General features: G+C 76.5%; 22 protein-coding genes. 8 read left to right on the plus strand and 14 right to left on the minus strand.

What is annotated here, in order from left to right:
- The first annotated feature begins 199 nt into the window (after positions 1 to 199).
- The gene (locus tag KIK08_RS04240; protein WP_214401645.1) at positions 200 to 793 is read left to right on the plus strand and encodes a TetR/AcrR family transcriptional regulator; all 594 of its coding nucleotides are present in this window, start codon (positions 200 to 202) and stop codon (positions 791 to 793) included.
- Here the strand turns inward: KIK08_RS04240 and KIK08_RS04245 are convergent.
- From KIK08_RS04245 to KIK08_RS04265, 5 genes are read right to left on the minus strand one after another with little or no spacing between them, the layout of a single operon-like run.
- Positions 714 to 1,994: a PucR family transcriptional regulator gene (locus KIK08_RS04245; RefSeq protein ID WP_214401646.1), complete on the minus strand. Its 1,281-nt coding sequence runs from the start codon at positions 1,992 to 1,994 to the stop codon at positions 714 to 716. The two genes, KIK08_RS04240 and KIK08_RS04245, sit on opposite strands and share 80 nt — an antisense overlap.
- 9 nt (positions 1,995 to 2,003) lie before the next feature.
- Positions 2,004 to 2,978 (minus strand): carbohydrate kinase family protein, encoded by a 975-nt coding sequence (locus KIK08_RS04250; protein WP_308257388.1) that lies wholly within the window; start codon positions 2,976 to 2,978, stop codon positions 2,004 to 2,006.
- A complete protein-coding gene (locus tag KIK08_RS04255) occupies positions 2,975 to 3,607 on the minus strand; it encodes a class II aldolase/adducin family protein (protein WP_250556271.1) in 633 nt (210 codons plus the stop codon). Before KIK08_RS04255 ends, KIK08_RS04250 begins: the two co-directional genes overlap by 4 nt.
- Positions 3,608 to 3,624: 17 nt before the next feature.
- Positions 3,625 to 3,948, minus strand: a complete 324-nt coding sequence (locus KIK08_RS04260) for a 2Fe-2S iron-sulfur cluster-binding protein (RefSeq protein ID WP_214401648.1) — start codon at positions 3,946 to 3,948, stop codon at positions 3,625 to 3,627.
- A 32-nt stretch (positions 3,949 to 3,980) separates the two neighbouring features.
- Complete coding sequence (locus tag KIK08_RS04265) at positions 3,981 to 5,282, minus strand: cytochrome P450 (protein ID WP_214401649.1); 1,302 nt, start codon at positions 5,280 to 5,282, stop codon at positions 3,981 to 3,983.
- Positions 5,283 to 5,607: 325 nt separating this feature from the next.
- On the opposite strand from KIK08_RS04265, the gene KIK08_RS04270 reads away from it, so the two are divergent.
- Genes KIK08_RS04270 through KIK08_RS04280 form a run of 3 tightly spaced genes read left to right on the plus strand, consistent with a single transcriptional unit; the run spans position 5,608 to position 8,101 of the window.
- Positions 5,608 to 6,567, plus strand: a complete 960-nt coding sequence (locus KIK08_RS04270) for a dihydrodipicolinate synthase family protein (RefSeq protein ID WP_214401650.1) — start codon at positions 5,608 to 5,610, stop codon at positions 6,565 to 6,567.
- 14 nt (positions 6,568 to 6,581) lie between these two features.
- A complete protein-coding gene (locus tag KIK08_RS04275) occupies positions 6,582 to 7,193 on the plus strand; it encodes a bifunctional 4-hydroxy-2-oxoglutarate aldolase/2-dehydro-3-deoxy-phosphogluconate aldolase (RefSeq protein ID WP_214401651.1) in 612 nt (203 codons plus the stop codon).
- Entirely contained in the window at positions 7,190 to 8,101 is a 912-nt protein-coding gene (locus KIK08_RS04280) for a sugar kinase (RefSeq protein WP_214401652.1), read from the plus strand. The genes KIK08_RS04275 and KIK08_RS04280 overlap by 4 nt, the downstream gene beginning before the upstream one ends.
- A gap of 33 nt (positions 8,102 to 8,134) precedes the next feature.
- Here KIK08_RS04280 and KIK08_RS04285 read toward each other — a convergent pair whose 3' ends face one another.
- A complete protein-coding gene (locus KIK08_RS04285; RefSeq protein ID WP_214401653.1) occupies positions 8,135 to 8,410 on the minus strand; it encodes a hypothetical protein in 276 nt (91 codons plus the stop codon).
- A gap of 63 nt (positions 8,411 to 8,473) precedes the next feature.
- Positions 8,474 to 11,260 (minus strand): ATP-binding protein, encoded by a 2,787-nt coding sequence (locus tag KIK08_RS04290; RefSeq protein WP_214401654.1) that lies wholly within the window; start codon positions 11,258 to 11,260, stop codon positions 8,474 to 8,476.
- Positions 11,261 to 11,410: 150 nt separating this feature from the next.
- Between KIK08_RS04290 and KIK08_RS04295 the strand changes: the two genes are divergently transcribed.
- Both KIK08_RS04295 and KIK08_RS04300 read left to right on the plus strand, forming a co-directional pair.
- Positions 11,411 to 11,974, plus strand: coding sequence for an OsmC family protein (locus tag KIK08_RS04295; RefSeq protein ID WP_214401655.1), 564 nt, complete (start codon positions 11,411 to 11,413; stop codon positions 11,972 to 11,974).
- Positions 11,974 to 13,176: an NAD(P)/FAD-dependent oxidoreductase gene (locus tag KIK08_RS04300; RefSeq protein WP_214401656.1), complete on the plus strand. Its 1,203-nt coding sequence runs from the start codon at positions 11,974 to 11,976 to the stop codon at positions 13,174 to 13,176. The genes KIK08_RS04295 and KIK08_RS04300 overlap by 1 nt, the downstream gene beginning before the upstream one ends.
- Before the next feature lie 27 nt (positions 13,177 to 13,203).
- Here KIK08_RS04300 and KIK08_RS04305 read toward each other — a convergent pair whose 3' ends face one another.
- A complete protein-coding gene (locus KIK08_RS04305; protein WP_214401657.1) occupies positions 13,204 to 13,407 on the minus strand; it encodes a DUF4236 domain-containing protein in 204 nt (67 codons plus the stop codon).
- Positions 13,408 to 13,466: 59 nt separating this feature from the next.
- Entirely contained in the window at positions 13,467 to 14,921 is a 1,455-nt protein-coding gene (locus KIK08_RS04310; protein ID WP_214401658.1) for a hypothetical protein, read from the minus strand.
- Between the two features lie 138 nt (positions 14,922 to 15,059).
- Between KIK08_RS04310 and KIK08_RS04315 the strand changes: the two genes are divergently transcribed.
- On the plus strand, positions 15,060 to 16,148 hold the full coding sequence (locus KIK08_RS04315; RefSeq protein WP_214401659.1) for an alpha-hydroxy acid oxidase: 1,089 nt from the start codon (positions 15,060 to 15,062) through the stop codon (positions 16,146 to 16,148).
- A gap of 3 nt (positions 16,149 to 16,151) precedes the next feature.
- Positions 16,152 to 16,526, plus strand: coding sequence for a RidA family protein (locus KIK08_RS04320; protein ID WP_214401660.1), 375 nt, complete (start codon positions 16,152 to 16,154; stop codon positions 16,524 to 16,526).
- A 66-nt stretch (positions 16,527 to 16,592) separates the two neighbouring features.
- On the opposite strand, the gene KIK08_RS04325 is transcribed toward KIK08_RS04320, so the two are convergent.
- The 5 genes from KIK08_RS04325 to KIK08_RS04345 all read right to left on the minus strand — a co-directional run.
- Positions 16,593 to 17,477, minus strand: a complete 885-nt coding sequence (locus KIK08_RS04325; protein WP_214401661.1) for an aldo/keto reductase — start codon at positions 17,475 to 17,477, stop codon at positions 16,593 to 16,595.
- 84 nt (positions 17,478 to 17,561) lie between these two features.
- Positions 17,562 to 17,948 carry an STAS domain-containing protein gene (locus tag KIK08_RS04330; RefSeq protein WP_214401662.1) on the minus strand — a complete coding sequence of 129 codons (387 nt, stop codon included), beginning with the start codon at positions 17,946 to 17,948 and terminating at the stop codon, positions 17,562 to 17,564.
- 264 nt (positions 17,949 to 18,212) lie between these two features.
- Entirely contained in the window at positions 18,213 to 20,138 is a 1,926-nt protein-coding gene (locus tag KIK08_RS04335; RefSeq protein WP_214401663.1) for a helix-turn-helix domain-containing protein, read from the minus strand.
- A gap of 55 nt (positions 20,139 to 20,193) precedes the next feature.
- Positions 20,194 to 20,958 (minus strand): SDR family NAD(P)-dependent oxidoreductase, encoded by a 765-nt coding sequence (locus KIK08_RS04340; protein WP_214401664.1) that lies wholly within the window; start codon positions 20,956 to 20,958, stop codon positions 20,194 to 20,196.
- Positions 20,959 to 21,056: 98 nt separating this feature from the next.
- The coding region (locus KIK08_RS04345) for a PucR family transcriptional regulator (protein WP_214401665.1) at positions 21,057 to 21,552 on the minus strand (496 nt) is incomplete at its 5' end.

The raw sequence follows: 21,552 nt of genomic DNA on the forward strand, positions 1-21,552 counted from the left end.
CGGGACGGGGGATGGTGCAGGAGCATAGGATTTAGTTCGAATGTTCGATATACCTTAAGGTCAGATTATCTCCGTGTGAAGTGCCACCGGGGCGGCTTGCGCGACCGCGCCGCCGTCGCGACAGACTCACTCCGAGTGGTCACTGCGTGTGCTCACTCCGACCGCACACACCCCACCCGGGGCCAAGCCGAGGAGACCCATGCCGAAGATCGTCGACCACGACCAGCGCAGGCAAGAGGTGCTCGCGGCGACGTGGCGGGTGATCGCCCGGGTCGGGCTGGACGCGACGACGATCCGCCGCATCGCCGACGAGGCCGGCCACTCGGTCGGGGTGCTCACGCACTACTTCAGGGACAAGGCCGACATCCTCAGCTCGGCCCACCTGCTGGCCTTCGCCAGGGCCCGCGCCCGCATCGCCGAGGCGACCGAGGGGCGCTCCAGCATGGAGGCGCTGCGGCTGGCCCTGCTGGAGGCGCTCCCGCTCGACGACGAGCGGCTGCTGGAGGCCCACGTCGACGTCAGCTTCCTCGGTCACACGGTCGGCAACGCCCACCTGCGCCAGATCCGCAGCGCGTCCAACGCCAGCTCGCGCGCGATGTGGGGCTCGTTCGTGGCCCGGGCCCAGGACTGCGGCGAGATGCGCCGCGACGAGGACGCCGGCTTCATCGTCGACGAGATCCAGGCGCTGATCGAGTCGCTGTCGATCCAGGCGATCATCGACCCGGAGCGGATGACCCCGGAGCACCAGTCCGCGCTGGTGTCGAGGTTCCTGTCGCGGCTGTCGGCCACGTAGGGGCGCCGCGTCGCAGGTCGAGCGCGTCGGCCACCGCGATCGCCAGTACCAGCTCGGGCAGGCGGGCCCGGAAGCCGGCGCCGAGCAGCTCGTCGAGCCGGTCGAGCCGGTAGCGCACGGTGCGTTCGGAGACGCCGAGCGCCTTCGCCGTCAACCGCGTGTTGAGACCCGACCGGGAGTACGCCACCAGCGTCCGGCCCAGCTCGCCCGAGCGCGCTCCCGCGGCGAGCAGCGGGCGCAGCTCGTGCTCGGCGAACAGCCGGGCCGTCGTCTCGTCATCGAGCGCGACGGCCAGGAAGGCGACCTCGGCGTAGCCGAGCGCCGAGCCGGCCGGGACCGTCAGCCGGCGCGCCCACACCGACGCCGCCTGCCGGGCCTGCCGGTGGCTGGTCGCGAAACCCGGGGCGCCCACCGCGGGCGAGCCCAGCGCGAACCGCCCCGCCGGGGCGGCGTCCAGCGCCGAGCGGAGCGCGTCGCCGCCCGCCCGGTCGCCGACCGCGAACCACGCCCACGTCTGGTCCTCCCCGGCCGGGACGACCAGCACCTCGGCGTCCAGGGCGCGCGCGGTGGCGCCCAGCGTGGGCCGGACGTCGTCGGACCCCCAGGCGACCACGGCGACGTGCGTGCGCCCGAGCCGGTAGCCGAGCTCCACCTCCGGCACCGACCCGCCGTCGAGGACCTGCCCCACCAGCCCGCGCAGCCGGTCGTCGCGCCGGCCGCGCTGCTCGCGCTCGGCCCGCGCGTACACCCGCCCGGCGGTGGAGGACAGGTGGTCGAAGTAGGAGAACAGCCGCTCGGACACGGCGCGCAGCAGCGCGGCCTGTTCGGCGCGCGGGCGGCGCAGCCCGGTCAGCACGCCGATCACCGACTCCCACACGGCCTGGTGGGTGAGGTGGTAGCTGCGGTCGAGCACCTCCCACGGCAGGCCGTTGCGCCCCGCGGCCACCGACTCCGCGACCAGTTCCACCGGGAACCCGGCGTGACTGCCCTCGTCGACGGCGAGCAGCGCCCCGTCGACCACCACCGACAGCGCCGCCCACCCGGCGTCCTGGAAGTCGCTGGCGTCGATCGCGTAGTACTCCGGGGCGGCGGTGCGCAGCAGCTGGGCGAAGCGGCGGGCGATCGACTCGCGCTCGGCGTGCAGGACGGCGACGAGCGCGGTCAGCGAGGGGTGCGCGTCCGTTCGGCGGTCCCTCTGCATCTGGGCAGCCTAAGGCGGCGAGATGCCGATCTCCTCGGTCCGGTCGGCCCAGTAGGCGATCGTGGTGGGCAGGTCGACGATGCCGGCGTCCGAGCCGAGGCCGGTGGCGACCAGGCCCGCGGCGGCCGTGCCGAGCGCGGCGGCGACGCGGACCTCCCAGCCCTGGTGCAGGCCGACCAGCAGGCCGGCGACGAACGCGTCGCCGCAACCGGTGGTGTCGACGACGTCGCAGGCGAACGCGGGCAGCTGTTCGGCCCCGCCCTCGCCGACGATGAGCGAGCCCTCGCCGCCCATGGTCGCGATGACGGTGTCGACGCCGCGCTCGCGCACGGCCCTGGCGGCCTTCTCCAGGTCGTCGGTCCCGGCCAGGCCGCGGAGCTGGTCGTCGTTGGGCAGGAAGTAGTCGACCCAGGGCAGCAGGTCGGAGAGCCGGTCGAGCACGGCCGGGTCGGTGGCCGACCCGAGCACGTCGACCGACGTGGTCGTGCCGTGCTCGCGGGCGTGGCGCAGCAGCGCGACCCCCGCCTCCGCTGCGAACGGGCCGAGCGCCTCGGGGGCGCCGAGGTGCACGAAGTCGGCGTCCGCGACCAGGTCGAGGTCGACGTCGGCGGCGGTCAGCGTCGCGGTGGCGCCGGGCAGGTGCAGGGCGGGGCGCTCGCCGTTGGGGCGGATCGGCAGCACGGTCGCCGAGGTCGCCAGGCCCGGGCGCACGACCAGCCGCGACGCGTCGACGCCGTGCTGGTCGAGCAGCATGCGCAGCAGTTGCCCGTTCGTGTCGTCGCCGACCGCCCCGATCGAGGTGACCCGGGCGCCGAGCTTGGCCAGGTCGACGGCCGTGCCCGCGGCGGTCCCGGCGGCGGTGATCCGCAGCTGCTCGACGAGGGCGCCGCCCTGGCCGGGCGGGATGGTGGTGACCGGGCGCACCAGCACGTCGACGATGTGCGGGCCGACGCAGACGACCCGGGGACCCAGCGGTGCGATCACGACGACGTCCTCTCGTAGGCGGCCGAGGCGACCTCGGCCAGGTCCGAATCGGACAGCGCCCGCGGCCTGCCCATCGATGCGGCGGTGACCTGCAGGCGGCACAACCACTCCAGCAGCAGCGCCCGGTCGAAGGCCTGCTCCAGCGAGGCGCCGTAGGTGATCGCGCCGTGGTTCTGCATCAGCGCGGCGTTGCGGCCCTCCAGGGCGGCCAGCACGTTGCGGGCGAGCTGGTCGGTGCCGTAGCGGGCGTAGGCGGCCACCCGGACGGGGCCGCCGAGCCGGACGATGTAGTAGTGCAGCGCGGGCAGCACGTCGACGACCGTCGACACCGCCACGCTGGCCAGGCCGTGGTGGTGCACCACGGCCCGCGCCCCGGTCTCGCGGTAGATCCGCAGGTGCATGCCGGTCTCGGTGGACGGTCGGGGCCCGTCGGGCCGGCTGACGATCGTCCCGTCGAGGTCCAGGACGCACACGTCCTCGGGGCGGATGCGGTCGTAGTCGATCGAGGAGGGCGAGACCGCGACCAGGTCGCCGTGCCGGACGCTGATGTTGCCGGCGGTGCCCTCCACCAGCCCGTCGCTGATGAGCCGCAGCCCCCCGTCGATCACCGCCCGGACCGCGCTGTCCATGGATGGATCCATAGTGCTCACCCCTGCGACTCGGGAACGTGGACGGTGATGCCGTCGAGATCGTCTGCCATCGTGATCTGGCAGGCGAGCCTGCTGCCAGCGGTCACCGGCGTGAGAAGTCCCTCCAACATGATCTCCTCGTCTTCCGACGGGGTAGGCAGGCGCGCCCGGAAGGGCTCGTCTACGACGACGTGGCAGGTGCCGCAGGTGGCGTAGCCGCCGCAGTCGCCGATGATCCCCGGCACGAGGTTGTCGACCGCGGCCTGCTTGAGCGTCTGCCCGTTGGGCACGTCGAGGACCGTCTCGGCGCTCCCGGCGCCGACGAACCGTGCCTCGGGCACTCAGACCACCACCACGATGGTCACGGTCGCGCTCATGCGGCCGCCACCTGCCGCACCACCACGGGGATCGCCGCGCGCCGGCGGATGCCGGAGCCCGGCACCCAGCCGGTGTCCGTGGTGGCCACGTGCACCTCCACGGTCGCCGCGGTCAGCGCCCGCAGGGCGACCTCGCCCAGCATCCGGGCCGCGTTGCGCCCCGGGCAGATGCGCGCGCCGCCGCCGAACGCGGTCCCGAGCCGCGGCGCGCGGTCGAGCCGGTAGCGGCCGGGGTCGTCGTGGACCTCGGGGTCGCGGTTGCCGGCGATCCAGACCATCGTGATCGGCGTGCCCGCCGGGATGCGCAGGCCCGCGTGCTCCACGTCGGCGTGCGCCATGCGGGTGGTCAGCATGAGCGGCGCGGACAGGCGCACGCCCTCGGTGAACGCCGCCGGCACCAGCGACGGGTCCCGTCGCACGCGCTCGACGTCGGCGGGGTCGGCGTACAGGTGGTGGACCGCGTTGGCCAGCGCCACCCCGACGGTGTGGAAGCCGTCGAAGAAGTTGGCCGCGACGAACGCGCCCAGCTCCGCGGGGCCGCCGGGGAGGTCGACGCCGTCGAGGCCGCGGGCGAGGTCGGCGAGCAGGGCGTTGTCGCCGTGCTCCCAGGCCCGCGCCACGGTCCGCCCGACGAGGTCCATGTACTCCGCGGTCGCCGCGAGCATCCGCGCCCGGTCGTCGACGGTGGGCGCGAACAGGAACATCCGGTTCATCTCGTGCATCAGGTGCTGCACGCGCGCGGCCGTCCCGACGGGGATGCCCAGCTGCCCGGTCCAGAACCGCGTGACGTACGGCCCGGCGACGTCCCGGGCCAGGTCGACCGGCCCACCGGCCGCCACCACCTCGGCGAGCACCTCGGCGATCACCCGCTCGGCGCGTCCCGCCGCCCCCATCACCGCCCGCGGCACCAGGTGCCGGCCCACGACCCGGCGGACGCCGGCGTGCAGCGGCGGGTTCATGGTGAAGACCTGGTTGCGCAGGAAGGCGTCGAACGCCCCCGCCCCGCCCGGTTCCGCCCCGGTCGCGCGCCGCACGCGCTCGCCCGACCGCCCGGTCAGGAACTCGACCGGCGTCGCGCCGACCTCGGCGTGCTGGGCCAGCGCCCGCATCGCCGCGTGCCCGACGACGACGAGCCCGCCGCCGTCGCTGTCGCGGAGCACGCGGACATCGCGCTCGAACAATCCCTCCGAAGCGGCGACCAGGTCGGCCGCCCACACGTCGGGGGGTACGAGGTCGGACAGGGCCGGGAGGTCGCTGATCGAGGGGGGCAGGTCAGTTGCCCCGGGGGACCTGCGCATGCGTCACCGCTTTCGTGATGTTGACGTGGGATGAGCCTCGTTGGCCGCGGGGGGTGCGTGGGTGCCGTGATCCGGCAGGGGGGTGCGGGTGCGTTGCCGGATGCGGCAGTGGGGGCGCGCCGCAATGCGCGATCAGGGCGTCCTCCGCAGCGCGGGGTGGGTGCGGGTGGGTGTCCTCGCAGCGCTGAGTGGGCGCTGCAGCCCTGGCGGGGTGCTCGCAGCGCGCCGGCGCGCTGCGACGCCCCACCCCACGCTGCGACGCCCCACCCACCGCCGCGCCGCGGGGGTATGGGATCTCCGGCGCCCTGCTCGTACGGTCGGGGGCGTGGACCCCGCCGAAGCCGTGCCCGCCCCGCCGAGCGCCGTGATCCCCCGGGACGGGCTGCGCGGTGTCCTGCCGGTGGCGCCCACCGTGTTCGCCGACGACGAGTCGCTCGACCTGGACGGGCAGCGCCGGGTCGCGGAGTTCCTGGTCGACGCGGGCGCGGCGGCGATCTGCGTGCTGGCCAACTTCTCCGAGCAGTTCTCGCTGACCGACGCCGAGCGCGTGCAGGTGCTCGACGCCACGCTGGAGCAGGTCGCCGGCCGCGTCCCGGTGATCGTGACGACCAGCTCCTACAGCGCGCGCGTCGCCCGCGACCGCACCCGGGACGCGCTGGAGCGCGGGGCGGGGATGGTCATGCTGATGCCGCCGTTCTTCGGCGCGACGATGGCCGTGGGCGAGGACGGCGTGCTCGACTTCTTCCGCCGCGTCGCCGACGGGCTCGAGATCGAGGTCATGGTCCAGGACGCGCCGATGAGCCCCACCGCGCTCCCGGTGCCGCTGCTCGCCCGGCTGGCCAGGGAGGTGCCGCAGGTCCGGCACGCCAAGATCGAGGTGGCGCGCGCGGCCGGCAAGGTCAGGGCCCTGCGCGAGGCCGCGGGCGCCGACCTGCCCGGGCTCTACGACGGCGAGGAGGCCGTCACGTTGGTCCCCGACCTCGACGCCGGCGTCCTGGCCACCATGTCCTCGGCGACCATCCCGGAGGTGCTGGCCGGCGTCGTCGCCGACTACCACGCCGGCGACCGCGACAGTGCGGTCGCCGGGTGGGAGCGGGTCCTGCCGTTGATCCACTACGAGAACCGGCAGTGCGGCCTGGCCGCGGCCAAGATCGTGCTCGCGGAGGGCGGTGTCATCGCCTCGGCGCGCACGCGGGCCCCGTTCCCGCAGGTCGGGCCGGCGACGCGCGCCGAGCTGCTGGAGCTGGCCCGCAGCCGCGACGCGCTCGCCCTGCGCTGGGCCTGACCGGGGGGAGTGGCATGGACCTGCGGGGACGGCTCGCCGAGCACCCGGTGCTGGCGATCGTGCGCGGCGACGACGCCGACGCGGCGCTGCGCACGGTGCTGGCGCTGGCCGAGGAGGGCATCGGGCTGGTCGAGGTGTCGCTGACCACGGCCGGGGCGTTCGGGGTGATCGAGCGCGCGGTGGCCGAGCTGGGCGAGCGGGTGGGCGCCGGCACCGTGCTCACCCGCGACGACGCCGTCCGCGCCCGCGACGCCGGGGCCGCGTTCGCGCTCACCCCGGCGCTCGGGCCCGGCGTGGACGCGGCGCTGGAGCTGGGGCTGCCGGTGGTGGCCGGGGCGTTCACCCCGACCGAGGTGCTGGCCGCGGTGCGCGCGGGTGCCGCGGCCGTGAAGGTCTTCCCGGCCAGCGTGCACGGCCCGGCGTACCTGCGCGCGCTGCGCGACCCGTTCCCGGGCGTCGACCTGGTCCCGGTCGGCGGGGTCGGCGTCGGGGACGTGCGCCCCTACCTCGACGCCGGGGCGCTGGCCGTCGGGGCGGGCGGTCCGCTGGTGGGCGACGCCGCCCGCGGCGGCGACCTGGCCGCGCTGCGCGAGCGGGCGCGCGCCTTCCTGGCGGCCGCCGGATGACCCCGGTCGACGTCCTGACGTTCGGCGAGGCGATGGTGGCGGTGCGCGCCGACGGGCCGGTGCGCCTGGGCGGCGCGGCCCGGCTCTCGATCGCCGGCGCCGAGTCGAACGTCGCGATCGGGTTGGCCCGGCTCGGGCACGCGGTGCGCTTCGCCGGGCGGGTCGGGTCGGACGAGAGCGGGGCGCTGGTCGAGCGCACCCTGCGGGCCGAGGGCGTCGCGCTGGCGCTGCGCCCCGATCCGGACGCGGCCACCGGGCTGGTGCTGTTCGAGCAGCGCCTGCCCGACCTGACCCGGGTGGAGTACCACCGCGCCGGCTCGGCCGGTTCCCGGCTGGAACCCGACGACCTGACCGCCGCGCTGGCCGCGGGGGCCCGGCTGCTGCACGTCACGGGGGTGACCGCGGCGCTCGGTCCGGGGCCGCTCGACGCCGTGCGCCGCGCCGTGGCCCACTCCGGCTGGCGGGTCTGCCTGGACGTCAACCACCGGGCCCGGCTGTGGTCGGCGGCCGCGGCCGCGGCGGCGCTGGGCCCGCTGGCCCGGCGGGTCGACGTCGTGGTCGGCTCGCCGGAGGAGTTGGAGCTGGTGGGCGGGGTGGGCGCGCTGCGCGACGCCGGGTGCGAGGTCGTGGTCAAGCTGGGGGCCGAGGGCGCCCGCGCGCTCACCGCCGACGGCGAGCACGCCGCCCCCGGGCACCGGGTGGGCGTCGTCGACTCGGTGGGCGCGGGCGACGCCTTCACCGCCGGCTACCTCTCCGCCCTGCTCGACGGCCTCGCCGTGCCCGGCCGGCTGGCCCGGGGCAACGCGGTGGGCGCCTTCGCCGTCGCCACCCGCGGCGACTGGGAGGGCCTCCCCACCCGCGCCGAGCTCGACCTGCTGGGACTGCCCGGCGGAGCGGCCCTGCGCTGACCGCTCCCTCCGCCTACCCGAACCGCCGGCCGGTCACGCCGCCGCGGCGGTCGGCTCGGTCGCGCCCCCGACGACGGCCAGCGCCAGCCGCAGCAGGTCGGGGTCGGCGTCGAGGACGCGGGCGATCTCGTCGCCCAGGACCAGGCCCGCCGCCCGGTTGCGCGGGTTGGCGCGCAGCTCGCGGACCGCCCCGACCGCGTCGGGCGAGGCGGCGAGGCGGGGGAGGAGCCGGCGCCACAGCCGGACCGCCGCCGGGTCGCGCCTGCGCCGGCCCGTGGCCAGCGCGGTCCCCACCGTGAACGTGTCCATCGTCGATCCCCCTGTGCTCGGCTCCCCCACGGAGAAGGGCCGCCGGCGGGAGCGCCTGATACGTCAGCGCGCCGCGGATCGGGCCAGCAGGGTGGTGCGGGCCGCCTGGTAGGGGCAGCCCGCGTCGGCGAAACGGCCGACCAGCGCCGGCAACCGCGACGGGTCGCCGGCCGCGATCGCGGCGGCCCGCTCGATGATCGCCAGCGCGACCGGGTTGGCCCGGGCGGCGTGCGCGGCCGGCTCGACGCGGTCGAGGGCGTCGGGACGGCCGGCGAGGACGGCGGACTCCACCCACAGCGCCGCGTACCAGGGCAGCCACAGGATCGAGTTCGCGTTGTCCCAGTGGTCGCCGACCAGGTCGGCGGACAGCCGCTGCGTCGCCGCCTCGGGGCGGCCGGCGTGCAGGTCGGCCAGCGCGTCGAGGGTCGGGCGCCACCCGCCGTCGCGGCCCGCTCCGGTGTTCGACGTCCCCAGCAGGCCGTCGGTGATGGCGACCCAGTGCCGGTGCTGGTCGGCGTCGCCCAGCACCGCGTGCGCCGTGGCGACGCAGTAGGCCCCGACGGCGAGGTTGCTGGCCACCGGCCGGCCCGCCCTGGCCCAGTCGCGCTCCATCGACCGGCCGCGGGCGAGCGCCCCGGCGAAGTCGCCGGCCATCGTGTCGACCTCCGCCCGGCGCCCGAGGCCGATGTGGCGCTCCTCGCGGTAGAACGGCAGCGCGGCCACGGCGTCGGCGTAGCGGCGGGCCGCGGGCAGGTCGCCGACGGCCAGGTTCAGGTGGCAGGCCATGTGCGTGGCGTCGTAGAACTCGAAGCCGGTCAGCGCGTCGACGGGCAGCGGGGCCAGCAGTTCCAGCCGGGCGCGCAGCGCGGCCAGCGCCGCGGCCAGGTCGCGGTCGGCGAGCTCGACCACGATGAGCTGGTCGAGGACCATGTTGCGCAGCAGGGGGTCGCCGGCGGCCTCGGCCAGCGCGAGCGCCGCGTCGGTGTGCGCCCGCGAGTGCGCGGTGGCCCCGGGCGCCCACCCCTCGGCCATCGCGATGGTCGCCGACGCCGCCGGGCCGCCGCGGCTGGTCCGGCGCGCCCGCTCCAGCAGGCCCGGCGCCAGGTCGGCCGGCACGGCCCCGCCCATGATGCCGCTGCAGCGCAGCGGGTACATGGCCGCCGTCGCCAGGTCGCAGGCGGCGAGGTCCGGGTCGTCGGTGACGCCGGCCGCCCGTTCGAGCAGCGCGACGGCCTCCTCGCCGACGTTGCGCGTGGCCGCGGCGCCCGCGGCCAGCCGCAGCCGGTGGTGCCGCTCGGCCGCGGTGCCCGCCAGTGCCGCGGCCCACTCGTGGGAGCGCTGCGCCTCCCCGGGGTGTCCGCGCTGGTAGGACACCGCGCCGAGCAGGTCGGCGAGCTCGACGGCGGCGGGGTGGCGCGACGGGTCCGCCCCCGCCCAGCTCATTGCGGCCCGGGCGTCGTCGAGCACGGCGTCGACGGCGGCGCACCAGGCGTCCTCGTCGCGCGCGTCGCCCTCCCGGACCGCGCGCATCAGCGCCGACAGGCGCTCGCGCACCCAGCCCAGGTGGGCGGCGCGCAGCCGCACGCCCTCGTCGCCGTCGCTGTCGTTGTCGTTGTCGTTGTCGCGGTGCAGCTCGGCGGCGTACTGGCGGATGGTCTCCAGCACCCGGTAGCGGGTGGGGGAGCCGGCGCGCACCGAGACCAGGTTCCAGTCCGCGAGCCGGCCCAGCGCGTCCAGCACGTCCGCCCGCGGCCGGCCGGTCACGGCGGCGAGCGCGTCGGCGTCGAACCTCGCCGCGAACACCGCCGCGGCCCGCAGTGCCTCCCGCTCGTCGTCGGTGAGCAGGGCGTAGCTCCAGTCGATCGCGGCGCGCAGCGAGCGGTGCCGGCCGTCGCCGCGGCCGCGGACCGACAGCAGCGGCAGGTGCGCGTCCAGGGCGCCGGACAACCCGTCCAGCCCGAGCCCGGGGACCCGGGCCGCGGCCAGCTCGATGGCCAGGGCCATGCCGTCCAGCGCCCGGCAGATGCCGCGCACGGTGGCCCGTTCCCGCGCGGTCGCCGGCTCGGCGGCGCCCGCCGCGCTCATCCGGGCGGTGAACAACGCGACCGCGTCGCCGCCGTCGGCCCCGTCGTCGCTGCCGCCGGTGGACAGGCCGGGCACGGCGAACACCCGCTCGAACGCCAGCATCAGCCGGATCCGGCTGGTGGCCAGCACCCGCACCGACGGGCACGCGGTGAGGATCCGCTCCACGCACGCGCGCACGCCGTCGAGCAGGTGCTCGCAGTTGTCCACGACGAGCAGCAGCTCGCGCCCGCCCAGCGCGGCGAGCAGCGCCTGCTCGCGGCTGGCGCCGGCCCGCTCCGGCACCCCGACGGCGTCGGCGACCGCGGCGGTGACCAGGGTCGGGTCGACGACCGCCACCAGATCGACGAACACCGCGCCGTCGCGGTGCTCGGCGGCCAGCCGGTGCGCCACGGCCAGCGCGAGGCGGGTCTTGCCCACCCCGCCCGGGCCGGTGGCGGTGACCAGCCGGTCGCGGCCGACGGCGGCGGCGAGCGCGTCGAGCTCGTGGACCCGCCCGACGAACGGGGTCAGTGGTGTCGGCAGCGGCGACGGCTGCGGCGGGTGCGTCCCGACGGGCGGAGCCGGACCGGCGAGACGGGCGAGGGCGCGCCGGTCCTCGGCGCCGAGCTTGCGCAGCAGCGCCGAGACGTGGCTCTCCACGGTGCGCACGGAGACGACGAGCTGCTCGGCGATCTCGCCGTTGGACAGCCGCTGCCGCAGCAGCGCGAGCACCTCGGCCTCGCGCGCGGTCAGCTCCGCGCCCACCACCCCCACCGGCCGGTCCACCGACCCATCTTGGCAGCCGGCAGCGCCTGCGTGGTTTCCACGCAGGCGCCCGCTCCCGTGCTCCGCACGGATGCCGGCAGCGTCGGCGCGATCGACAGTGGGCGGGTCAGCGACACCGACACCCGACACCGACACCAACGGGAGACCCCGATGACGATCACCGACGACACCCGGCGCAACGGCGTGGACACCGCGGCGCTGTTCGCCACGCTCGACGCGGTCAAGGCGAACCCCGAGATCGCGAAGTTCCGCTTCCGCGCCACCAACACCTGGGTCAGCGGCACGCACAGCCGCTCGACCATCGACGGCTTCCACGGCGCCCTGCAGGAGATGGCCCACGTCGAGCCGCGCACCTACGACGCCGACCACCCCGCGGTGCTCGTCGGCGGCGACAACGGCCCGACCCCGGTGGAGTACCTGCTGCACGCGCTGGCGGCCTGCCTGACCGCCGGCATCGCGAACGTCGCCGCCGCGCGCGGGATCACCCTCACCGAGGTCTCGTCCACCGTGGAGGGCGACATCGACCTGATGGGGCTGCTCGGCCTGGACCCGCAGACCCGCAACGGCTTCCAGGGCATCACCGTCGCGCTGCGACTGCGCGGTGCCGACCCGGCGCGCCTGCGCGACGTCGTGGAGCGGTCGAGGGCGCGCTCGGCGGTGTTCGACGTCGTCACCAACGGGGTGCCGGTCGCCATCGACGTGGACGCCGGCTGATGCGCGAGCACCCCCTGCCGGGCACCCGCCCCGACCGCGACCGCTACGACGTGGTCGTCGTCGGGGCCCGGGCCGCGGGCGCGGCGGTGGCGATGCTGCTGGCCGGGGCCGGGCTCTCGGTACTGGCCGTGGACCGCGGCCGCTACGGCAGCGACACCCCCTCGACGCACGCGCTGATGCGCGGCGGCGTCGCCCAGCTGACCCGCTGGGGGCTCCTCGACCGGCTCGTCGACCTCGGCACGCCCGCGGTCCACCGGACCGTCTTCCACTACGCGCACGGCGAGATCATCGTGCCGATCACGCCCGGCGCCGGGGTCGAGGCCCTCTACGCGCCCCGGCGCACGGTGCTCGACCCGGTCCTGGTCGACGCCGCGGTCGCGGCGGGCGCCGAGGTGCGCCACGGCGTCGCCGTCACCGGGCTGCTCGTGGACGACCACGGCCGGGTCGGCGGTGTCCGGGCCCGCACGCGGGCCGGCACCGTCCCGATCGCGGCGCGCCTGGTGATCGGCGCCGACGGCGTGCGTTCCACGGTGGCCGCGGCCGTGCGCGCGCAGGACCTGCACCGGGGCGCGCACGGCTCCGCGGTCGTCTACGGCTACTGGGCCGGCGTCGAGGCCGCCGGATACGAGTGGGCCTACCGCGGCGGCGTCGGCGCCGGCTTCATCCCGACCAACGGCGGCGAGGTGTGCGTGTTCGCCGGCGGCCCGCCGGAGCGCATCCGCCGCGGCGGACCGGCGGTGCTCGCCGACGTGCTGGCCCGGGCCAGCCCGGGCATGGCCGCCCGGCTGGGCGCGGGCGCGCGACGGGGGGTCGTCCGCACCCAGCCGGGCCGTCCCGGTCACCTGCGCCGGGCGCACGGGCCGGGGTGGGCGCTGGTCGGCGACGCCGGCTCGTGGAAGGACCCGCTCACTGCCCACGGCCTGACCGACGCCCTGCGCGACGCGGAGCTGCTGGCCCGGGCCGTCGCCGTCGGGTTCGGCGACGACCGGGCCGAGGACAGCGCCCTCGCCGGCTACCAGGAGGTGCGCGACCGGCTGGCGCTGCCGCTGCTGGCGGTGTCCGACGAGATCGCCGGGTGCGGCTGGGCGGACGACGAGGTCCCCGCCCTGCTGCTGCGGCTCTCGCGGGTGATGTCGGCCGGGGTCGAGGTCGTCACGGGGCTGCCGGACGACCGGCTGGTCGCCTCGGGCGTGCCGACCTGACCAGCCGTGCCGACCTGACCCGGCGGGCTACCGGCGCCCGCGGCTCTGCCAGTAGCCGGGGCCGGGGGTGTCGACGGTGTGCCGCCTGCTCCTGGCGTTCCAGGACCAGCGGCCGGCGCCGAGCCCCCAGCTGATGCCGCCGGCGCCGACGTGCAGCCGCAACGGGCCCAGCCGGTAGGTCTTGCGCAGGTGGTGGCGCGGGTGGAAGCGGGGCAGCAGGCGGAAGCCCATCGATCACTCCTTCGTCGTCGGAGGAGGAATGCCCCGATCGTGGACCGGTCAACCACCGCTCACATGCGGGCGGTGGTGTAGCCGAGCACCGCGGCGAGGCCGAGGGAGCTGCGCGGGGCGTACGGGGTGCGCCACAGACCGCCGTGCACCGCCCCCTCGGCCTCGTGCTGCCACGGGTGGGCGTGGACGGCCGGTTCCGCGGTGAGGTCGTGCACGAGCAGCGCGGCCATGAGCGCGTTCGCCGTCGTCGGCTCGAAGACCTCGACGGCGAAGCGGTGGGCGCCGGCGAACGCGGCGGCCAGCGCCTTGTTCTTGAGCACCGAGCTGGTGCGGCTGGACGGGGCCACGTGGAAGGAGACCGTCGCCCCGGCGGCGCGCTCGACCGCGGCCCGCCAGCGCTGGATGCGCTTCGCGAGGGCGTAGTTCGGGCCCTGGGCCGGCACCAGCGCGTCGCAGATCCCGGGGCTCGCCCCCGGCTGGTAGGTCCGGTGCAGCAGCCGCCCCCGGGTCGCCCAGCGCAGCGGCCGGCCCAGGAGCTTGGCGGTGCGGGAGCGCTCGGCGTAGGCCCGCACCGAGTGCTCGACGGCCCCGGCCGGGACCGCGAACACGTCGGTCGGGGTGGCCAGGAACGCCAGCGCCAGGTCGGGGCGCGCCGAGCGCAGCCGTTGGGCGAGCACGTCCGCCGCGACCGAGGTGCGCACGTGCGTGCCGCCGTCGGCGTAGAGGTAGTTGCCCAGGACCAGCCGCCCCGGCCGGGCCAGCAGCCACTCGGCCACCGCCGGGACGTCGACCAGCAGGTCGACGCCCGCGGCGCGGGCCGGTCCGGGCTCGCGGACCGGCGCGAGCAGCAGGCCGGCGCTCTCCCGGGCCAGGCGGGCGGTCCGCTCCCAGAGGGCCGGGCGCGGCAGGTCGACGGCGGCGACCGTCGCGCCCCACCGCAGCAGCGTCGGCAGCGGGCCCATCTCGGCGCCGGCGCCGAGCACGGCGACGGTCCGCCCGGGCAGCGCCAGCCACCCCGGGTTGTCGATCACCGTCCGGACCGCCTCGGCGGCCGAGGGCTCCATGACCCCGGCGCCGACCCACCGCTCCAGCTGGGCGCGCAGCGCGTCCCCGGTCAGCTGCCGGCCCTGGTAGGGGATCGCCAGGCGCTCGACGGGCCGGCCCGTGCCGCGCACCTCGACGGTGCCCAGCGGCCGGTCGGGGCCGCCGGTCAGCAGGGTGCGCAGCCCGACGTCGGCGCCGTCGCGCACGACCACCATCCGGTCGGTGACCGACGCCAACCCGGCCTCGGCCATCGTGAGCCAGTCGCCAGGCGCGCCGAGGCCGGCCTCGACCTGGCGGCGGAAGTGCCCGATGTACTGGCTGCGCCAGGCCGTCTCGCGCTCGGCGGCCCGCGCGCCGGCCGGGTCGACCGGGCGCAGCGCGTCGGCCAGGACGGCCCGCCCGAAGGCGGTGGTGCTGCGCCGCCCCGACGCGTCGGCGGGGAAGGCGATCCCGTGCGGCTCGCTGCTCACCGGACCCATCGTCGTCTGTCCGCCGGGAAGGCGCAGCACCGCCGGCTCACCCGGTGCACGAGGTCGCGGTCACTCGTGGAGATCCACGGGCCGCCGCGCGTCGTAGCATCGCCGCAGGCGCGAGGGGGGAGGCACGTCATGGTGGAGCGGACGACGGTCCGGGCCGGGCTGCGCACGCTGCGCGAGATCGAGCGGACCGGCCTGGCCGGGATGGACCCCGTCATCGTCGAGTTCCTGCAGGGCGGGTCGGGCGCGGAGATCACCCTGCGGCGCAACCGCTCGGCCTTCGACCGCATCCGCTTCGTGCCCCGCGTCATGTCCGGGCGGCCCTACCCGTCGACGTCCAGCACGCTGCTGGGGATCGACCTGCGGATGCCGGTGCTGACCGCGCCGTTCGGCGCCGAGGGCTACTTCCACGAGGAGGGCCACCTCGCCGTGGCCCGGGCCAACGAGCGCTTCGGCACCTGCAGCGTCGTGCCCGAGGCCGGCACCTTCTCCATCGAGGAGGTGGCCGGGGCGGCCCCGGCGGCGGCGGTGTTCGGGCAGCTGCACCCGATGGGCAGCGAGGCCAACTTCCGGGCCATGGTCCAGCGCTACGTCGACGCCGGCTACCGGGCGCTCGTGCTCACCCTGGACTGCCCCCAGCCCGGCTGGCGCGAGCACAACCTGCTCAACGACTTCAACATCGACAACCGGGTCGTCGGCGGCAACTACCCGCCCGGCGCCGAGGTCGACATGGAGCGGGCGCTCGGCCAGCTCTACCCGCAGTCCGACCCGGTGTGGAGCTGGGCGAAGCTCACCGCGCTGCTGGCGGAGTTCCCGCTGCCCTGGCTGGCCAAGGGCATCCTGACCGCCGAGGACGCGCGCGCCGCGCTGGACGCCGGCGCGGCCGGGGTGGTCGTGTCCAACCACGGCGGCCGCCAGCTCGACGGCGTCAGGTCCGCGATCGAGGCGCTGGAGCCCGTCGTCGCGGCCGTCGACGGCCGCGGCGCCGTGCTGCTCGACAGCGGCATCCGGCGGGGCTCGGACGTGGTCAAGGCGATCGCCATGGGCGCGGACGCGGTGCTGATCGGGCGGCTCAGCGCCTACGGCATCGCCGCCGCCGGGGAGGACGGCGCCCACCAGGTCCTGGAGCTGCTGCGCCAGGAGATCGAGACCGTGCTCGTGCTGCTCGGCCGGGGCGGCATCGCCGACCTCGACCGGTCGGCCGTCGAATGGGAGGACTGACGCATGTCGACCCTGCTCCGCACGCCCGGCCAGTCACCGATGCTGCCCGGCACGGTCACCGCGGGCGGCCTGGTGTTCACCTCGGGCCTGATCGCCCCGACGGCCTTCGCGGCGATGCCCACCGGGGCGGAGGTGCCGGCCGGCCAGCAGATCACCGAGGTCGTGGAGCTGCTCCGCGGCACCCTCGCCGACGCCGGGGTCGACACCTCGCGCGTGGTGAAGCTCAACGCCTACCTGTCCTCCGCCGAGCTGTTCGGCGCCTGGAACGAGGCCTTCCGGTCGGTGTGGCCCGAGCCCGGTCCGGCCCGCACCACCCTGGTCGCGGTGTTCGCCAGCCCGGTCGTGCACATCGAGCTGGAGGCGATCGCGGCGCTCTGAGGACCCGCCCGGCCGCGCTCGACCACGGACACGCCGGCGGCGCCGGGCACGTCCGCGTCAGGGAACTCAGCCCTCGTCGAGGGCCGCCAGCTCCTCGGGGGTCAGCTCCAGGTCGGCGGCCGCCGCCGAGTCGGTGATCGACGTCGGCCGCTTGGCGCCCGGGATCGGGACCACCACCGGCGCCTGGGCCAGCTCCCAGGCCAGCGCCACCTGCTGCGGGCTGACGCCGCGCTCCCGCGCGACCCCGGCGAACGCCGGGTGCTTCGCGGCGAGCTCCTTGGCGTCGCCCAGGCCGCCCAGCGGGCTCCAGGCCAGGAACGCCAGCCCGAGCTCGGCGCACACGTCGATCTCGGGGCGGCTGGAGCGGTAGCCGGGGGAGAACTGGTTCTGCACGCTGACCAGGGCGTCGCCCAGGACGGCGTGGGCGGAGCGGATCTGGTCGGGGTCGGCGTTGGACAGGCCCAGCATCCGGACCCTGCCGGAGTCCGCGATCTCCTTGAGCGTGCCGATGACGTCGTCGTAGGGGATCCGCGGGTCGGGCCGGTGGTGCTGCCAGAGCGCGATCCGGTCGACGCCAAGGCGCCGCAGGCTGGCGTCCACGGCCGCGCGCAGGTGCTCCGGCGAGCTGTCGGTGGCCCAGCCGCCGCCGTCGGTGCGGGTGTGGCCGCCCTTGGTGGCCAGGAACACCCGGTCGCGCACGCCGAGCTCGTCGAGCAGCGAGGCGATGAGCCGTTCGTTCGCACCCTGCGCCGCGGCGCCCTTCTCCTCGCCGGGCCCGTAGGCGTCGGCGGTGTCGAACAGGGTCACGCCGGCGTCGAGGGCGGCGCGGACGGTGTCGGCGAGCTGCTCGCGCGGCTGGGCGCCGGTCTGGTCGAACGTCATGAGCCCGAGGCCGATCGCGCCGACCTCCACGCGCCCGACGGTGTCGTTGCCGATGGTCCGTGTCCGCATGCCGCCGTTGTACCCGATCTCCGCACCCTCACCCCGCCTCCTCGCCCGAGGCGGTTCCCGGGATCGGCTACCCGGCGGTCGCCGTCATGCCGGCTCCCCGCGGCGCGAGGGGGCAGTGGTGGTGCTCGGGGTGTTCGGGGCCCGCGCCGCCTCGGCGAAGCAGTCGACGGTGTCGGTCAGCTCCAGCACGTGGACCACCGCGGGCGAGAGCCGCACCGGCCGCAGCGCGACGCCGCGCCGCTCGGCGGTGTCCAGCGCGCCCAGCAGGGGGTGCAGGCCGGCGGCGGCGAAGAACATCACCCGGGACAGGTCAAGGGCTAGGCACGTCCGGCTGCCGTCGAGGTGCGACTGCAGGAAGGCGCCCAGCGCGGGGGCGGTCAGCAGGTCGATCTCGCCGCTGACCACCAGGGTGTCGGCCACGAGCGCGAACGACACCGGGCCGGTGTCGTCGCCCTGCTGGTGGCCGTTCACGCGCGGCTCCTCGACTGGTGGGAATCGGCGGACAGAGTAGTCCGGACAGTAGGCCCCTGCCGTCCCGAAGACGGCGATCGCCACCGGATGCGGGGACCGCCATCCGCCGGTCGGGGGGATCCGGGGCCGGGCCGGTACTGGCTGTGGCCGCCGCGGGGCGGAGACGTCGACCATCACCCGCCCGCGGTCGAGCACGACCTCGTGCAGGACCGGGTGCGGCACCACGTGCCGCACCACCGCCGGGGCGGCCCGAGCGCCCCGTGCTCAGTCCGGCTCGCCGCGCAGGCGGTGGAACTGCAGCGCCACCTGCAGCTCCAGGGCCCCGCGGGGCTCGCGCCACGCGCGGCTGCCCAGGACCTGGTCGATGCGGTCCAGGCGCTGGTAGACGGTGTTGACGTGGACGTCGAGGCGCTGGGCGACCGCGGGCGGGTTCTGGCCGGCGGCGTAGTAGCCGTCGAGGGTGTCGACGAGGCGGGAGCCGTGGTCGCGGTCGTAGCGCAGCAGCGGTCCGAGCGCGCGGTCGATCTGGTGGCGCACCTGCGCGGCGGAGGCCTCCTCCAGCAGGGAGCCGAGCACCCCGAGGTCGGGCAGGGCGGCGCCGTGCCCGGCCCGGCCCAGTGCCAGCAGCAGCCGGTGGCAGCGGGCGGCGGCGCGGTGCAGGTCGCGGACGGCCTCGGCGGAGGACGCGGGGCCGGCCGCGCCCGCGGTGACGGGGTGGCCGGTGGCCGCGCCCAGGTCGGTCGCCGCGGCCCGGGCCAGCGCGGTCGCGTCCGTGCCGGGGATGACGGCGACGACGTGCCCGGCGTGCTCGCCGACGATGCCGCCGCGCCGCCCGACGAACCGGACGGCGGCGTCGAGCAGCCGGCGCCGCGGCACGTCCCGGGCGCTGAGCACCAGGACGCTGTGCGGCAGGTCGAGGTCGACCGCCCCCAGGCGGCGCACCCGCCGGTGGAACACCGGCCAGCTCGGCGGCTGCTCGGCCACCAGGTCCTGGACGAGCTCGGCGCGCAGGTCCTGCTCGACGAGCGAGGTCTGGCGCTGCATGACCAGCAGCAGCGCCGCCGTCTGCGCGGCCCGCTCCAGCGTGCGCTCGTCGGTCTCGGAGAGCGCGCCGCAGCGGGCGAACAGCAGCCGGCCGAACGTCTCGCGGCCGGCGCTGATCGGCACGGTCCGCACGACCGCGCCCGGCGGGGGACCGGTCAGCACGGCGAGCGGTGCCGGAGCACCGGGAGCGGCGGCCTGGCCCAGCACCCGTCCGTCGCCGGACAGCACCACGACCGTGCCGTCGAGGATGCGGGAGACGGTGTCGGCGAACTCCGGCAGCCCGACGCGGTGCAGCGCCATCGGCAGCAGCTGCTCGTGGGCCCGCGCGGCCCGCTGCAGGGCCTCGCCCTGGGCGCGCAGTCGGGCGTTGGTGGCGCGCAGCTCGTGCGAGGTCTCCTGGACGCGCTCGTAGAGGCGGGCGTTCTCCAGCACCACCGCGGCGTGCCCGGCCAGCGAGGACAGCAGCGCGATCTCGTCCTGGCCGAACCTGTGCCGGCGGCGGGTGGCGGCGAACAGCGCGCCCAGTACCGCCGTGCCCAGCTTGATGGGCACGCCGACGATGCTGACGAAGCCCTCGTCGGCGACGGCCGCGGCGACGTCGGGGTCGCGGCGCAGCCGGGCGTCGCGGCGGTAGTCGGTGGTGGCCAGCGGCTGGCCGGTCTGGATCACGTACCCGCCGACGCCGAGGCCGGGTCGTTGGCGCACGGTCTCGATCGCCGCGGTGCGGGTGCCGGAGGTGACCCGCATGACCGCGTCACCGGTGTCCGGCTCCACCAGGGCGAGGTAGGTGGAGTCGCTGGCCAGCAGCTGGCGGGCCCGGTCGGCGATGGCCCGCAGCAGCTCGTCGGTGCCGCGCAGGGACGTGAGGTCGCGCGCGGCCTCCACGAGCACCCGCATCTCGCGTTCGCGGCGGTCGCGCTGGTCGAGCAGGGTGCGCACGCGGCGGGCGTCGACCAGCGCGCGGCCCAGCAGCGCGGCGCCGCGCTCCTGCGACCCGGGGGAGCGCCCGCGCAGGTCGGCGGCGACGCTGCCGCCGAGCCCGTCGAGCTGCTCGGCGGGAGCCTCCTCGGCGAGCAGCTGCAGCGCGCGGGCCAGCACGCCCGCCGGAGTGCGTGCGGGGCTGGAGGTGTCGGCGATCAGGGACATCGATGGCCCTCCGGGTGTCGCTGCTGCCGGCGCCGTCCGCCGGCCGGTCCGGCGCTCAGGTGATGGTCATGCCCCCGTCGACGGCGAGGGTCTGCCCGGTGATGTAGCCACCGGCCTCGGAGGCGAGGAAGACGACAGCGGCGGCGAGCTCGCGCGGGTCGCCCGCGCGGCCCATCGGCACCCGCAGCATCTGCTGGTCGAGGTAGCCGGGCACGTACTGGTCGGTCATCTCCGAGGCGAAGAACCCGGGCGCCAGCGCGTTGACCCGGATGCCCTTGCGCCCGGTCCACTGCTGGGCCAGGTCGCGGGTCAGGCCGATGAGCCCGGCCTTGCTGGCGGCGTAGGCGGCCTGGGGGAGCCCGGCCGTGGTCAGCCCGAGGATGCTGGAGATGTTGATGATGCTGCTGCCCGGCTGCATGACCCGCCCGCAGGCCTGGGCCATCCAGTAGCAGCCGTTCAGGTTCACGTCGATGACCTGGGTGAACTGCTCGACGGTCTCCCGGGTGGCCGGGACCGCGGTGCCGATGCCGGCGTTGTTGACCAGGATGTCGACCCGGCCGAACTCGGCCATCGCCGCGTCCACCAGCGCCTGGCAGTCGGGCTGGCGCGCCACGTCGGTGGCGACGGTGAGCGCGCGGCGGCCGGCGTCGGCGACCAGCTTCGCGGTGTCGGTGAGCCGGTCGGCGCGGCGGGCGCCCAGCACGACGTCGGCGCCCGCCTCGGCCAGCGCCCGCGCGAACGCGACGCCCAGGCCCGAGGACGCGCCGGTGACGACGGCCACCCGGTCCGTCACCGCGAACCGGTCCAGGATCGAGCTCATGACACCTCCGCGGCCGCCTTCGGCAAATGGTCGTTAGCCGACTCTAGGCAGCTCAGTCGAGCAGGGTCAAGGTGGCCGGATGTGAGCGTTAACGGCTGCTAGCCGGGTCGGCCGGGCACCAGGTCGTCGAGCGGGACCTGCTCCAGCACCCGGCGCAGCTGCAGGGCGACCTGCATGACCAGCGCGCCCTCCGGCTCCCGCCAGCGGCGGTGCCCGAGCACCCGGTCGATCCGCTCGAGGCGCTGGTAGACCGTGTTCGGGTGCACCCGCAGGGCGCGCGCCACCGCGCGCGGGTTCTGCCCCGCCGCGAAGTAGGCGTCCAGGGTGGGCAGCAGCAGCGCGTTGTGCTCGGCGTCGTAGCGCTCGACCGGGTCGACCGCCTCGGCGAGCAGGTCCTGCAGCCGGCGGCGCGACGTGCCCGACAGCACCATGCCGAGCACCCCGAGCTCCTCCGCGCCGGCGCCCTCGCCCTCCCGGCCCAGCGCCAGCAGCAGCCGCAGGGCGCGCTCGGCCTCGCGGTGCATCGTGCGGACCTGCGCGGCCGAGGTCGCCGGCCCGGCGACCCCCGCGGTCACCACGCCGCCGACCGCCCGA

The sequence above is a fragment of the Pseudonocardia lacus genome (genome assembly GCF_018531445.1).
Classification (GTDB): Bacteria; Actinomycetota; Actinomycetes; order Mycobacteriales; family Pseudonocardiaceae; genus Pseudonocardia; species Pseudonocardia lacus.

Coding starts and splice junctions, on each gene's coding strand:
- KIK08_RS04240 (WP_214401645.1), top strand. CDS start 200: ATGCCGAAGATCGTCGACCACGACCAGCGCAGGCAAGAGGTGCTCGCG.
- KIK08_RS04245 (WP_214401646.1), bottom strand. CDS start 1,994: ATGCAGAGGGACCGCCGAACGGACGCGCACCCCTCGCTGACCGCGCTC.
- KIK08_RS04255 (WP_250556271.1), bottom strand. CDS start 3,607: ATGGACAGCGCGGTCCGGGCGGTGATCGACGGGGGGCTGCGGCTCATC.
- KIK08_RS04265 (WP_214401649.1), bottom strand. CDS start 5,282: ATGCGCAGGTCCCCCGGGGCAACTGACCTGCCCCCCTCGATCAGCGAC.
- KIK08_RS04275 (WP_214401651.1), top strand. CDS start 6,582: ATGGACCTGCGGGGACGGCTCGCCGAGCACCCGGTGCTGGCGATCGTG.
- KIK08_RS04280 (WP_214401652.1), top strand. CDS start 7,190: ATGACCCCGGTCGACGTCCTGACGTTCGGCGAGGCGATGGTGGCGGTG.
- KIK08_RS04285 (WP_214401653.1), bottom strand. CDS start 8,410: ATGGACACGTTCACGGTGGGGACCGCGCTGGCCACGGGCCGGCGCAGG.
- KIK08_RS04295 (WP_214401655.1), top strand. CDS start 11,411: ATGACGATCACCGACGACACCCGGCGCAACGGCGTGGACACCGCGGCG.
- KIK08_RS04300 (WP_214401656.1), top strand. CDS start 11,974: ATGCGCGAGCACCCCCTGCCGGGCACCCGCCCCGACCGCGACCGCTAC.
- KIK08_RS04305 (WP_214401657.1), bottom strand. CDS start 13,407: ATGGGCTTCCGCCTGCTGCCCCGCTTCCACCCGCGCCACCACCTGCGC.
- KIK08_RS04315 (WP_214401659.1), top strand. CDS start 15,060: ATGGTGGAGCGGACGACGGTCCGGGCCGGGCTGCGCACGCTGCGCGAG.
- KIK08_RS04320 (WP_214401660.1), top strand. CDS start 16,152: ATGTCGACCCTGCTCCGCACGCCCGGCCAGTCACCGATGCTGCCCGGC.
- KIK08_RS04325 (WP_214401661.1), bottom strand. CDS start 17,477: ATGCGGACACGGACCATCGGCAACGACACCGTCGGGCGCGTGGAGGTC.
- KIK08_RS04335 (WP_214401663.1), bottom strand. CDS start 20,138: ATGTCCCTGATCGCCGACACCTCCAGCCCCGCACGCACTCCGGCGGGC.
- KIK08_RS04340 (WP_214401664.1), bottom strand. CDS start 20,958: ATGAGCTCGATCCTGGACCGGTTCGCGGTGACGGACCGGGTGGCCGTC.